The organism is Pseudomonas edaphica (assembly GCF_965277385.1).
Taxonomy (GTDB): Bacteria; Pseudomonadota; Gammaproteobacteria; order Pseudomonadales; family Pseudomonadaceae; genus Aquipseudomonas; species Aquipseudomonas edaphica.
In genome coordinates, this window is record NZ_OZ255725.1 from 6,098,394 (window position 1) to 6,111,825 (window position 13,432).

The window sequence follows — 13,432 nt, forward strand, 5'->3', positions numbered from 1 at the left end:
ACGCCATGTCCAACTGTTCCTACGCACTGTCGCGCCTGATGGGCGCCCTGGAGTCCGCCGGCCTGTCTGCCCATGTCGAGGTCTCGGACGGCACTGCAGGTATCGCCTCGCCGATACGCCTGGCCACCGAGTGGACCGGCTTTCACCTCACGGCGCCCTGGGGCCAGTGCTACGCCAAAGTGCTGCACGACGATATGCGTGCACTGATCGACATCGAGCGCACCGGCCGCGCCACCCAACTGGCGGCTGACTGTGACGTGACCCCCGGCGTGCGCCTGGTGGATGTGGCTGCCGGCGTGCTGCTGCTGGATGCCTTGCCGGCCCACGAGTGGCGTTGGGCACGGCTCGATGAGTTACTGCAACCCCAGCGCCTGCAAGCGCTGTGGGCCTTGAAGCGGCAGTTGCACGTCGGCACCTCACCGGGCTTCAACCGTTCGCCGTTGCAGGATATCCAGCACCTGCGTGAGCTGTGCAGCCGTGACGGCGTGGGCCTGCCCGCTGATCATGGGTGGATTGAAACCTGCATCGATCTGGCCTGGACCGCGCTGCAATTGAGCCCTGGCACCTGCGTGCCCTTGCACGGCGACGGGCTGGCGAGCAATGTGATGATCGGCCCCGGCGGCGCGTTGCAATTGATCGACTTCGACTACGCTGGTTGCTTTGACCCGTGGTACGACGTGGCCGTCAGCCTAAACGAGTTGTATGCCTTTGAAAGCCAGTGGCGTGACGGCATCAAGGCCTGGGCCGGTGAGTGTCGCGAGTGCGATTACGCCCGCTGCCGCCTCTATGCGCTGATCAATGATTGGTATTGGACGCTGTGGGGCTTGTGGGTCGGCGCGACCTCAACGCGGCCCCTGGAGTTCTCCAAGGTGGGGCAGTGGACCTTGCTGCGCTGCCGGCAGAGCTTGCAAGACCCGCGATTTGAAAGTTGGTTACGGCAGGTACAGGAGGGGCAGGCATGAAAGCAATGGGTGAGGCCTGTACGCCTCAAGAATGCCAATTGGAGGCGGCAGTGCGCGGCGTGCGCGATTGGAGTGGTTCGGGCATTCGTTACGAGCCGGTCAGCGGCGGGATCTCCAACAGTAACTGGCGGGTCGAGGTCAGCGGGCTCAACACCGCCTACTTCTTCAAAGTGCCCGGCGCCGGCACCGAGATGTTTATCGACCGGCGCACCGCCCATGACGCCAGCGTCAAGGCCGCGCAAACCGGCTATGGTGCGCCGGTGTTTGCCTTCCTCGAAGAGTTTGGCGTTGAAGTTTTCGAGTTTATGGAAGGCTGGCGCGCCTCTTCGAATCAGGACTTTCTCGACCGCGATGTGCGCCATAACGCCCTGCATGCGCTGAAAGCGTTCAACGACCAGTCGCCGCTGTGCCAGACAAAAACCGTGTTCGACATGATTGCCGAGCATCAGCGCCAGGTCGAAGAACTGCAGGGCTGCACGCCCAGCGATGATGCCTGGCTGCGTCGCCAATGTGACCGGGCGCGTGGCGCGTTGCAAGCGTCGGGCATCGACTTGGCGCCGTGCATGAACGACACGCTGGCGGGTAATTTCATGCTCAATGACCGCCGCCAGATTCGCCTGGTGGACTTTGAGTACGCCTCCAACAACGACCGTCATTACGAACTGGCGCTGTGGTTTGGCGAGATGTTCTTCACCGACGAAATGGAGTTGGCGCTGATCGAAGATTATTTCGGCCAGGTCACCCCGCAACGGCTGGCGCGGATCAAGTTGCACAAGGCCCTGGCCGACATCAAATGGTCGACCTGGGCGATGGTCCAGCACGCGGTGTCGCAGTTGGATTTCGACTTTTACAAATACGGTGCCTGGAAGCACATGCGCGCACGTAGCGTGATCAATGATTCGCAATGGGAAACCTGGCTAAGACAGGCCTGAGCCTGCGCCAGCACAATAACGACGAGTCACCTGTAGCTCCTTTGGCGCTGGTTTGCGCTGACGTTTCACTGCTTGATTTTTTGATTGATCACACAACAAACCGATCCAGAAATTCAAGGAGCACCCTCCATCATGAAACCCGCAAGCGCGTCACCCGCACGCCTGAGAAACCAGATCTTCGGCGGCTACTTTTTCCTGTTGTTGATGCTGGCGTTATTCCCGCCGTTTTATTTGAGCGTGAGTGGCAGTCGCGCCTTGGTGGTAGGCATCCCGCTGCCGATTTTCTATTGGATCGCCATTGCCGTACTCGCCGCCCTTGGGGTGTGGGGGTTGTATCTGGCCGAGCTCAAGGCCGGTGATATTCCTGACGAGGAGGGCGTGTGATGATCAGCACCAGCAGCGATGCCCACTTGTTCATTACCTTCGGTGTGATCGGCCTGTTCCTGGCCGGGATGATCGCCGTGCTCTATGCCACCAACCGCGAAAGCACCAGTTTTTCCGACTACGCCGTTGGCGGGCGCTCCTATGGGCCGTGGTATATCGCCATGTGCTACACCAACTCCTGGTGGCCGGGCTCGACCTTCACCGCGTTTTTTGCCCTGAGCGTCGGCGGCGCCCTGGGTTTCTACGGCATGGTCTATGCGACCCTGGGCGTGACCGCGATGTACCTGATGGCCAGCCGCGCCTGGACCTGGGGCAAACGCTTCAACCTGCGCACCCAGCCGGACCTGCTGGGCATGCGCTTCGACAGCCCGGCGGTAAAACGGGTGGCCTCAATTATCGGCATCATCTCGGTGTTTCCATGGGTGGTGATGGGCATCCAGGCCCTGGCGATGCTGTTCCAGTTCGCCAGCTTTGGCCGTTGGGGCGTCACCACCTGCCTGTTTGCAGGCGTGGCGGTGGTACTGATCCGCCAATACTGGACCGTGAGCATGGGCATGCGCGGGTTGATCATGACCGATATGTTCCAGGGCCTGATCGCCTACGTGGTGTGCGCCGGGGTCTGCGTGTTCCTGCTGTTCGGCGATCAGGCCGCGTTTTCCAACCTCGCGCAATTACCGGAAAAAATGCTGCAAATTCCCGGCGCCGCCGGCACCGGTTATGGCCCGATGTACATGTTCAGCCTGATCTTCACCGGTGTGATTGGCTCGATGTGCTGGCCGATGAGCTTCCAGCGCATCTACACCGCCAGCGGCGTGCGCGCGGTGAAAAAGGGCACGCTGTACACCATGCTGCTGGTGGGCGGGTTCTACGGCATTCTCATGCTGTTCGCCGCCGCCATCAGCCAGGATCCCAACGTGCTGGCCCATCCGCAACAAGGCTGGTTCCTCTCGCTGTTCGACATTGGCGGGCCATGGCTGCTGGCGCTGGCCATCGTCATCGTACTGGCCGCCAGCATCGGCCACGTCGACGGCTGCGTGCAGGTCTGCGGCACCCAGTTTGCCAACGACCTGGCCACCTGGAACACCCCACGCACCGACCGCCAGCTCACCTTACTGGCCAAGGCCGGCATGGTGGTGTTTATCGTCGCCGCCTCGGTGCTGGCTTACCTGACCTTTGATTATTCGCGCCTGCAATTACTGGCGCAGATTTCCTACCAGGGCATCATTCAACTGGCCGTGCCGCTGTTCTTCGGCATTTTCAGTCGCCGTGGCAACAAACAGGGCGCGATTGCCGGCATGTTGGCGGGGATTATGGTGGCGATTGTACTGACCACGCTGTACCCGGATGACATTCCCGCGCTGGGGTCGTTGACCAGCGGGATTGTGGGGCTGGTGGTGAATGCTGCGATTTTTGTGGTGTGCGCGCTGGTGATCAAGCCGAGCGCGGTGGAGCAAGCGCGGGTGGAGGGGTTGTTTGAGATGGCCGCGAGTGGGCGTGGGGTGCAGGTGGGGGCTGCGCCGGTTATGAGTTGAAAATGGAACGGGGCTGCGGTGTGTGGCCCCGGTTTGAGCGTGTGACTTATGTGGACTAAATATGTGTTGGGTAAAGTTGAATTGCGGTAGCGCTGAGTTCAACAAATCCTGATTTCTGAGGTATGGGACCGTCCAACTCAATTAGGATTATTGAATCACCGAGCTTTAATGCTACACATCCTTCTTCGTCAGCTTGGACCAGCTCGGCGGTTATTTGGATGAGGCTGTTCTCCATTTTGATTTTTGAAGATTTTTCAGCGGTTGGCTTCACGTTTATATTCCATGAGAAAACCTCCTCAAAATCAAACTCAACGTCGATAATTTCACCGATTTTTGGCGCAGTATCGCTCCATAGTGCAGTGCCATCTCCGAAGGGTGAATGGAATTTTACGTGCAATACGTTCAGATAGGAAAATGTATCGATCACTACAATTTTCATGTTTTTTCCGAGTGGGAGATTGCCGGTTTTCGTGTGAGTGTTTTGGTAATGATTCGATTTTCTTACATTCGGCATCAACCCTGTCTGTTTAGCACTGTACTCGTTTGCAGTTACGATAAAAATGGGTTCGTCATAAAAAATAAAGCTGTTGCTAGCGCTGTTTGCAGCTTGGTTGTGTTACTACCTGTGCCAATACATTTGATGGTTTAAAAGAAGAAATACAGTCCGGTGTTGTTGTCAATTGCCAGTTTGTTGAGTTTGATTATTTTTCTTGCCAGCTCTTGGTTTTCGGGTATTGAGTGATTTTCTAGTATATATAGTGATTTTTTGAGGTCTTCATTGGTGTTGATGCTCTCGTCTTCATAATCGTCGATCATCTTTCCAAGCGAATTGTTGATTTTGTCGATAACGCCTGATCCCATTAACTGCTGATATTCTGTATGGGTCAGGGGGCAATTCGCCAATAACGAGATTGGGCAATCGTCAGTGTCTAATAGAATCATCGCTTCTTTAGTCAAAGGCGTGCAGATAAGTTTCACTTTTCTATACTCTTGTTAACGTGAGTGGTCCCGGTTTTTTAGGGCGCGTTGGTTAGGATTTAGGTTGTCAATCGTCAGAGGCCTAGATGGGTAGTTTTGGTAGTTGGATTTTTAATGAAAGGTCACATCAATTCGGTCAACAATTATTTTAATAAAAGAATCGTTCAAGTCGGGATGGTTGTAATGGATCCCCTCATCGTTCAGCAAAGTGAATGTCTGAAAAGTATCGTCGCTCAGCAATCCGTAAAGCGCGTAAGAAAATCCGCTGCCCGTTCGCTTGGCTAAAGCGTGAGTCGTGGAGGTTTTATGAACTTCATAACTTTCAGATAGATTTAAAGTTAATTCAACGCAATAAGTTTTCCCTACTACGATTTCGTAGGGGCAGTGGCTGGCGAAGCAGGTTACTACAGTATTTTCAATGAGCAGGGTAACCTCTTCTTCTACCAGTTCGTTGATTGCTACCAATAGTACATTTTTGACGTTGTTCGCCATGGGGTTTGATTGTTCTTTCATCGCTTGAGATGGCCGCGTCATGGAGGGGAGTGGCAGTGGAATAACGTCCGTTATGAGCTGTGTTAGATGGACTCTCAGAAATTTCGTTTGGTCGACAGGGGCAACGCTCCTGATGCAACTAATTGTTTTTATAATTTGAATTTACTAGGGTTGGTTTAGAATTGACCCTGAGAAAAATTTGCAAAAATCCAAGTGCCCCTCAAATGAAATGCAGGCAATCCAGTTGAAATCCTCCGATACAATATAGGTGTGTTGTGGGAACTCGGAGAGAACTTTGAGTGTTCGGTTTAAGTGCTCTGGGCTTATTGAGTAAGCGTGGTCACAGGCGGAATCACTGATGATAATCAAGTCATTGTCAGAAACTTTGCAGATTTCCGCCGCAATGAGCGAAATCGCCAAGGTTGAAGATGCAGACCCGAAGTTAATGCTGCTCCCCAAACGACTCCAATCGATTTGATTTCCGCTAAAAGGAATGCGCTCATTAATTCTACTGACCATCGAGTCTTGTTCTGCCTGAGAAATGACATTGAAGTCGATGTCGAGTTTTTTCAGATCTGTGATTAGTTCTTCGTCAAAGTAACTCATTTTTTTACAAACCTTTTAGTCAGTTGAAGCACCATTTTTTCATTGCCATCAAAAAGATAATGTGGTCCTTTTTTCTTACCTGACCATACATTTATATGGGCGCCACTCCTTTGGTCATGTTCAACCCTATAGCCTGTTTTGCCGTCATATGTTTGCATTCCGACCGGCTCTCCTTTGCGCGGGCCAAATCTTCCCGGTGTTGGTTTTTCTGCGCGAAAGTCATTTTCAAGTAACCATTTTAACGCTTTATTTGAAGCTTGCTCGTAAGTAGAAGACCGTATGGAATGGCTTGTCTCAGGAGGCTTTTCTTCATGGCCTTGCGCTGATGCCTTGTCTTTTTGTCCCGGACAGGTCCCTGGCTTGCAACTCAGTCCTAACGGATCCACCCATCCCGTAGGGTTGGGAGCGTACTGGCACACGTTGATCCCACCCGCCAACTTCACCGGATCCGGCGTCAGGTAACGACCAATATCCGGATTGTAGTAGCGATGACGGTTGTAGTGCAGCCCGCTTTCGGCATCAAAATATTGGCCCTGGAAGCGCAGCGGATTGTCGATTTTTCTGACGTCTAGGCGGGCGATTTTACCGTAGGCGCGGTAGTGCGCGGACCAGACGATTTCGCCTTCGGGATTTGTCAGTTCCTGTGGTGTGCCGAGGTGGTCGAGTTGGTAGTGGAAGGGTTTGGTGTCTTCAGGCCCAAAACCTTCCAGCAGTGCCAACGGCCGAAAACTGCCTGGCTCGTAGAGGTAGCTGCGATGCCGATCCGCGTGGTGTTCTGCCACCAGCTTGTCGCCTTGCCAGAAAAACTCCGTGGTTATGTCGTTAACGGTTTTGCTGATCCGCCGTCCAAACGGGTCATAGCGATAGCTGGCGGTTTGCCCATTGGGTTGGGTAATACCAATCAACCGATGCTGGCAGTCGTAGCGGTGCTCGGTGACGAGCTGATGACCCTTGCCACGCCGCTGGCGGATCAAATTGCCGAAGGCGTCATAGTCATAATGATGATCGCCTTGGATCATCAACCTGTTCCCCGCCACGATGTCCGGGCCGGGGCGGTCTTGCATGAGCAGGTTGCCGGCCGGGTCGTGGCCGAAGCGTTCCTGCACGTCTTGCGAGTGGTCGGCGCGGGTCAGGCGGGCGAGGGGGTCGTAGTGGTAGTGGTGTTCGCCTTTGCGGGTGTCGAGCAGGCGGGCGAGGTTGCCGCTTTTGTCGTAGTCGTATTGGCGTTGGTAAAGGGTGTGTTGCTGTTGGCTGACGGCGTGGGCGTGCAGGCGGTTTTGGTCGTCGTAGTGGTAGTGGCTGAGGAGCTGGCCCTGCTGGCGTTGGTGTTCGTGGCCGGTTTTGAACAGGTGGGAGGTGAGGGTTTCGCCGTTCAGTTCGACGGTGGAAAGGTGGCCGCCTTTGTTGTGGTTGAAGGTAACGCGGTTGTTGTCCGGCAGGCGCAGGTTTTTAAGTTGGCCGCAGGCATCGTAGCCATAGCGCAAAGTACCCCAGCCCTGGTGTTCGGCAGTGAGGCGGTTTTGTGGATCGTACTCGTAGGCCAGCGCCCAGTGGCCGTCGTCGACGCTTAGGAGGTTGCCTTGGCGGTCGTAGGCATAGTCGACAACATTGCCATCTGGCAGGGTTTTTCTTATGAGGCGGCCGGCGTGGTCTCGCTTGTAACGGGTAACGAGCTGACTGCCGTCGTCGCCGTGTTCGGTTTTTTCCGCCAGGTTGCCGTTGAGGTCATACACATAGGCCGTGCGCTGGCCGTCAAAGCCGATTTCCTGCTGGATCAGGCCGTTGGGGTGGTAATCAAGTTGGTAGGTTTCGCCCACCTCGTTTTCGATCGAGGTCAGCAGCAGGCGTGCGTTGTCGTAGCGGTAGTTGACATGACTGCCATCGGCATTGATTCGGCGGCTGATCAGGTGCAGGCCGTTGGCATATTCGTAACGGGTGACGTGGCCGAGTTCGTCGTGTTCGGCGGTGATTTTTCCGTAGGCGTTGTAGCTGTATTCGCGCGTCGCGCCGCCTGGAAGGGTCAGTTTTCGCAGGCGCCCGGCAGCGTCCCGTTGGTACTGTGTGAGCTTGCCGTGCTCATCTTCCCGCGTGATCTGACGACCAAGATCGTCATAGCGATAACGCTTGCTACCCCCATTGGGCAGCAACTCCTCAAGCAACTGCCCACGCTCATTCCAAACCAGCCGATGGCAACTGTTATCGGGAAACCAAACCCCCGTCAGCTGCCCATATTTGTTGTAGCTGTAGTCCGTAATATTGCCGTCAGGATCGGTCTTGCGAATGACGTCGCCCTGATCGTTACGCTCATACTTCCAAACGGCCTCACCACGGCGTACAACGCGCACGAAACCGTTGTCATGCTCGTAGGACGTCGGCTCATCATCCCCCGGAAACAACGCCACCAAGCGTCCGGCTTCGTCGTACTGATACGCCGTCACCGCCCCGAGCGGGTCCTGCTCGACCGTCAGCCGACCCTTGTCGTCATAAGACTTGAAGTGTTCAGCGCCGTCCGGATCAATGCGCTGCACCAGACGTGCGCGGTCATCATGGACATACACTTCCCGGCTGCCATCAGCGTTATGCACCGTGACACGGCCGTCGTCACCCCAAGCATACCGCGTATCCATCTGCGAAAAGCTGGCCCAGTGCCGAACACATCGGGAGGCCTTACCCGCCCGTTCCCATTCCCAAAAGAAGCTCGCTCCACCGGCCAACTCACGCTCAACAATGACGTGCTGCTCGTCGTAGCGATAAACCTCGCTTTCACCCACAGCATTGGTCGCAGAAACCAGTCGGCCAAGGTCGTCATAGGCGTAGGAAACAACCTTCTGCTCCGTCACCCATTCAAACGGCTCATGCCCTTTGGCCCGATGAACCTGATAGTCCACCGCCACAATGCGGCCAAACTCATACCGAAAAAACAGCGAGCGACCCACACCGTTATCCAGCCGCTCAACCCGCCCCAAACGATCGTGAAAAACTCGCAGCCGGTTGTCATACGCATCGCTGATGGCAATCAGCACGCCATCGTGAAAGTGATAAAAACGCGACGCCTGGGCCAGCACCAGTTCATCGGGCAAATCGCCCAAGTAGATCGCCGCTTCAGCCAAGCTATTGGTAATCGCCGGTCGAGCAGCGGAGGGCAGCACAAACTCGGTACGGCGATTCTCATGATCCGTCCACACCACCGAATCACCGGAAACACAAAGCCGTTGCGCCAGCGAATGGCTCCAGCCAAACCCCAACCCGTAATCCACTTCCACCGCGCTGGTGCGATACAGCCGTGTCCATTCAAACGGCAGGACCCCATCCAACGTGCCATCGGTAAGGGTCAGCAGTTCCTCGCCGGTGACCATCGACACCGGGCAGCCGTTGGTAACGGTTCTGTCGGCTGGAGCCGCAGCATCGCCATTAAGGTTCTTGCCCGAAGCAGGCACGTCATCAACGTGTTCTTTTTGCTTAACCACCGCGTTTTGCCGCGCCCGCCAGCGCATCTGCAGCGTGCCTTGCTTCAACCCGCCAACCACTCCGCGAACCGCCACCGCCTTGTAACGGTCCACCGCCTGCATGAATTTGGTCAGCATCCCGAGCAGGCTCCTGACAAAACCCACAGCGGCATCCAAAATCCGCGCGCCATACTTGGCCAGCCGCAAGCCGAGATAAGCCACGCCCGCCGCCGGCGACGCGATGGTCAGTACTGCGCCGATCACCAGATCAATCAGCAGCGACACTACAAACCCTGCCGCCGTTTCCGCGATTTCGCCGGGTGGCAGTGCGTCCAGCCAGAGCATCGCGGTGCGCAGGATCAGGTACAGCGCGGCCTCGTCGCTGGCCAATAACATGGCCTGTTCCAGGACCTTGGGCGCATCGGTGGCCAACTGCGCCAACCTGGCGGCCTCGGCGCCGAGTTGCTCAGCAAATTTCAGCGGGTCTTCAAGAATCGCCTGAACCAGCTTGATGCTGTCCCATACATCGCGGATTGCCGCCCAACTGCCCGCCAGCACGCCGCTGCCAATCGCGCTGGCGGTCGATTGTTGCCAGTACGGTTTGAAATCTTTCCACTGCTCGCGCAGCCAGTGCTCCAGGTCGGCCGTCAGCCCTGCGTAAGAGGCAAACAGCGCGTCCACTTGCTGCGCAGAAACGCCGCCCTGCACCCGCACCTGATAGCGCCCACCAGCGGCGCAAAAATGCGAACCCTTGCCATGTTCATCGAGCATGACAAGCGTGGAACTGCCGTCATCCAGCCCGACAACCTCCACCGGGATATCGCCGATCGGCACGTCATACACTGATTCGAACAAGCTCTGGATTTTCAGCTCGCCGCCCGCCGGGCACTGGGCCACGGTGGAAAAGCCCATGTCAGTAATACTCACGGACTGTTGCGCATCGCCAACCCGCAGCACACGGTCCATCCCCAACAGCGACGGCATGTCGGCAGCATGGCTGAGCGTATCCAACGCCCGCGCATACCAGGCGCCCACCTGCTGGCGATACTCCGCCAGGCTCTGATGAAAGCCGTTGAGCTCATGTTCGATAAAGGCGATGTGGGCGGCGTTGGTCATCCGTGACGTCTCGGCAAAAAATGGCAAGGCGTCGGAGTCTGCTGCAGGAAAAAGCCGCTGGACGAATGGTTGGAAAAATCAGAATGGGATGACGCAGGACGGGTAAAAACCGCGAAAAACTATCCCGAAGGACTACGCAAAAAAGCGACCCGGCTCATTGCAATAAAGTCATGCAAATAAAAATGACTCTCATCCTTGCCCGATTTCGCGACATGGCCGTCATGGTTAATAGAACCTCCATTACGCAGGATTTCCCATGTCGCGCCTTGCTCGTCCCTTGCACCCACTGGCCCTGTCGGTGGCGATGGCTTTTGCCGCTGTGCCGTTGTTCGTCGTCCAGCCATTGTTTGCCGAAGAAACCGGCAGCGCGTTGCGCCGTTTTTCGGTTCCCGCGGGTGATTTGAGCCAATCCCTCAATAGTCTCGCCGAGCAGGCCGGGCTGGTACTGGCGTTTGATGCAAGCTTGACGCGCGGCAAGCACAGCAACGGTGTGAGCGGGCAATACGACACCGACGTGGCATTGGCGCAATTGCTCGCCGGCAGTGGCTTGCAGGCCATCAAGATCTCCGCCGACCGCTATCGCCTCGAAGCGCTCCCGAACGATGGCGGCGCCATGCAGTTGCAGGCCACCACCATCAGCGGCGCCTACCAGAGCGAAAGCCCCACTGGGCCGGTGGCGGGTTATGTCGCCACCCGCAGCCTGTCGGGCACCAAGACCGATACCGCGCTGATCGAGACGCCGCAGTCGATTTCGGTGGTCACCAAGGACCAGATGCGTGCGCAAAACGCCGAAAGCCTCAACCAGATCCTGCGCTACAGCGCCGCCGTGGTGCCGGAGACCCGTGGGGCCACGGCTTCGCGCCTCGACCAACTGACTATCCGTGGCTTCGCCCCGGCAACCTACCTCGACGGCCTGCGTATGCCATCGAGCCGAGATGCCTTGCCGCAAAAAGACGCCTTCGACCTGGAGCGCGTCGAAGTGCTGCGCGGCCCGGCCTCGGTGCTGTACGGGCAGGGCACGCCAAGCGGGGTGATCAACATGGTCACCAAACGCCCGCTGGACACGCCGTTTCATGAAGTCGGCGTGGAATACGGCACCTTCAACAAGAAGCGCACTACCTTTGATTTAAGCGGCCCGATTGATGATCAGGGTGTGTATGCCTATCGCGTGGCGGGGTTGTTCGATGACGCCGATGGCCAGGTCGACCACACCGAAACCCGCCGCCAGTCGCTGTCCAGTGCCTTCACCTGGCGCCCGGACGATGCTACCTCGCTGACCTTGCTTGGGCATTTTCAGAAAGACCCGAAGGGCGCGTCCTACGGCTCGGTGCCGGCCTGGGGCTCGGTGCTGCGCAGCCCTACGGGACGCAAGATCGATGTGGACTTCTATGACGGTGAAAAGAACTTCGAAAAAAGCGATCGCGAGCATTACTCCCTCGGCTATGCCTTCGAACATCACTTCAACGACGTGTGGACGGTGCGCCAGAACGCCCGTTACCTGCGCGCCGAGGGCGTCTATCGCAGCATCTATAACAGCTACCTGATGGGCGACTACCGCACCTCCAAGCGCTCGACCATCGCTGCCGATGTGGACATGGATGCCTACACCCTCGATAACCAGGTGCAGGCCAAATTCGACACTGGTTCGTTGCAGCACACGCTGTTGATGGGGCTCGATTACCAGAACACCCGCACCGACACCAAGACCGGGTATGGCAGTGGCCCGAACCTGGATATCTTCGATCCGGTCTACGGCGCGCCGGTCACCACACCCGCGTTCATCACCGACGCGACCTCGCGCAGCGAGCAGACCGGTGTTTATCTGCAAGAGCAAATGAAGTGGGACCAATGGGTGTTGTTGCTGGGTGGTCGCTATGACTGGGCGAGCACCGACAGCACCACCAAAACCATCAGCTCCGGCACCAAGAGCAAGTCGTCGCTGGACAGCAAGGCGTTTACCGGGCGGGTCGGCCTGGTCTACCTGTTCGATAACGGCCTGGCGCCGTACGCCAGCTACGCGGAGTCGTTCAACCCGCAATCGGGCACGGGTTACGGCGGTTCGGTGTTCAAGCCGACCGAAGGCAAACAGTATGAAATCGGCATCAAGTACCAGCCGCCAGGCAGCAACAGCTTCATTACGGCGGCGATTTTCGATTTGCGCCAATCCAACGTGCCGACCATGGATCCGGACCCGACGCACCTGTGCGGCAGTGGCCGCTGCCAGATCCAGGACGGCGAGCAACAGTCCCGTGGCTTTGAACTGGAAGGCAAGGCCAGCCTAAACGACAACCTGAACATTACCGCGGCTTACGCCTATCTGGACAACCGCGCGAGCAAATCCAACAGTACCGTTCGCTACGCGCCGATCAGCGATGTCGGCACTGGGCCGGCGATTGCCGTTGAGGGCACCACCACCTACGGCGTGCCACGCCATACGGCCTCGGCGTGGGCCGACTACACCTTCCACGACGGCCTGCTCAAGGGCTTCGGCGTGGGGGCCGGCGCGCGGTATGTGGGCTCGTCCTGGGGCGATACCGCCAACACCCTGAAGGTACCGGGCTACACCTTGATGGATGCGGCGCTGCACTACGACATCCCGAATATCGCCAACCCCAAAGACAACCTGCGCCTGGCGCTGAACGCGACCAACCTGGCAAACAAAGAATACGTGGCCTCGTGCTACTCCTATTCGTGGTGCTGGTATGGCTCGCAGCGCACCGTGCAGGCGAGTGCCACTTACCAGTGGTAATCGGCACCCTTTAGGGTGATCCGTTTTTTGTGGCGAGCGAGCTTTTGTGGCGAGCGAGCTTGCTCGCGCTGGGCTGCGCAGCAGCCCCAAAACCTGACACTTGGGTACACCTGAAGTACACGGTCATCCGGTCAAGGGGCCGCTGCGCGCCCCAGCGCGAGCAAGCTCGCTCGCCACAGTCGCTCGCCACAGGGTTTGCCGACATCTATTAGGTAAATGTTTACCCAGGAAGGCA

10 protein-coding genes are annotated in these 13,432 nt (G+C 57.2%); 5 read left to right on the plus strand and 5 right to left on the minus strand.

Annotation, left to right across the window (positions count from 1 at the left end; all coding sequences use genetic code 11):
- Positions 1-5 precede the first annotated feature (5 nt).
- The 4 genes from ACQY47_RS27770 to ACQY47_RS27785 all read left to right on the plus strand — a co-directional run bounded on the left by ACQY47_RS27770 (position 6) and on the right by ACQY47_RS27785 (position 3,810).
- Positions 6-962 (plus strand): phosphotransferase family protein, encoded by a 957-nt coding sequence (locus tag ACQY47_RS27770; protein WP_017134610.1) that lies wholly within the window; start codon positions 6-8, stop codon positions 960-962.
- Complete coding sequence (locus tag ACQY47_RS27775; protein WP_099550118.1) at positions 959-1,894, plus strand: choline kinase family protein; 936 nt, start codon at positions 959-961, stop codon at positions 1,892-1,894. The genes ACQY47_RS27770 and ACQY47_RS27775 overlap by 4 nt, the downstream gene beginning before the upstream one ends.
- Positions 1,895-2,026: 132 nt before the next feature.
- Positions 2,027-2,278, plus strand: coding sequence for a hypothetical protein (locus ACQY47_RS27780; protein WP_065931763.1), 252 nt, complete (start codon positions 2,027-2,029; stop codon positions 2,276-2,278).
- Positions 2,278-3,810, plus strand: a complete 1,533-nt coding sequence (locus ACQY47_RS27785; RefSeq protein ID WP_177034380.1) for a sodium:solute symporter family protein — start codon at positions 2,278-2,280, stop codon at positions 3,808-3,810. The genes ACQY47_RS27780 and ACQY47_RS27785 overlap by 1 nt, the downstream gene beginning before the upstream one ends.
- A 55-nt stretch (positions 3,811-3,865) precedes the next feature.
- Here ACQY47_RS27785 and ACQY47_RS27790 read toward each other — a convergent pair whose 3' ends face one another.
- The 5 genes from ACQY47_RS27790 to ACQY47_RS27810 all read right to left on the minus strand — a co-directional run bounded on the left by ACQY47_RS27790 (position 3,866) and on the right by ACQY47_RS27810 (position 10,448).
- Entirely contained in the window at positions 3,866-4,249 is a 384-nt protein-coding gene (locus tag ACQY47_RS27790; RefSeq protein ID WP_017134606.1) for a hypothetical protein, read from the minus strand.
- Positions 4,250-4,455: 206 nt separating this feature from the next.
- Positions 4,456-4,788, minus strand: a complete 333-nt coding sequence (locus ACQY47_RS27795) for a hypothetical protein (RefSeq protein WP_170040098.1) — start codon at positions 4,786-4,788, stop codon at positions 4,456-4,458.
- A 111-nt stretch (positions 4,789-4,899) separates the two neighbouring features.
- A complete protein-coding gene (locus ACQY47_RS27800) occupies positions 4,900-5,280 on the minus strand; it encodes a hypothetical protein (RefSeq protein WP_428553698.1) in 381 nt (126 codons plus the stop codon).
- A 165-nt stretch (positions 5,281-5,445) separates the two neighbouring features.
- Positions 5,446-5,886 carry a hypothetical protein gene (locus ACQY47_RS27805; RefSeq protein ID WP_428553701.1) on the minus strand — a complete coding sequence of 147 codons (441 nt, stop codon included), beginning with the start codon at positions 5,884-5,886 and terminating at the stop codon, positions 5,446-5,448.
- The gene (locus ACQY47_RS27810) at positions 5,883-10,448 is read right to left on the minus strand and encodes an RHS repeat-associated core domain-containing protein (protein ID WP_428553704.1); all 4,566 of its coding nucleotides are present in this window, start codon (positions 10,446-10,448) and stop codon (positions 5,883-5,885) included. The genes ACQY47_RS27805 and ACQY47_RS27810 overlap by 4 nt, the downstream gene beginning before the upstream one ends.
- A gap of 256 nt (positions 10,449-10,704) precedes the next feature.
- On the opposite strand from ACQY47_RS27810, the gene ACQY47_RS27815 reads away from it, so the two are divergent.
- Entirely contained in the window at positions 10,705-13,197 is a 2,493-nt protein-coding gene (locus ACQY47_RS27815; protein WP_428553707.1) for a TonB-dependent siderophore receptor, read from the plus strand.
- Positions 13,198-13,432 lie beyond the last annotated feature (235 nt).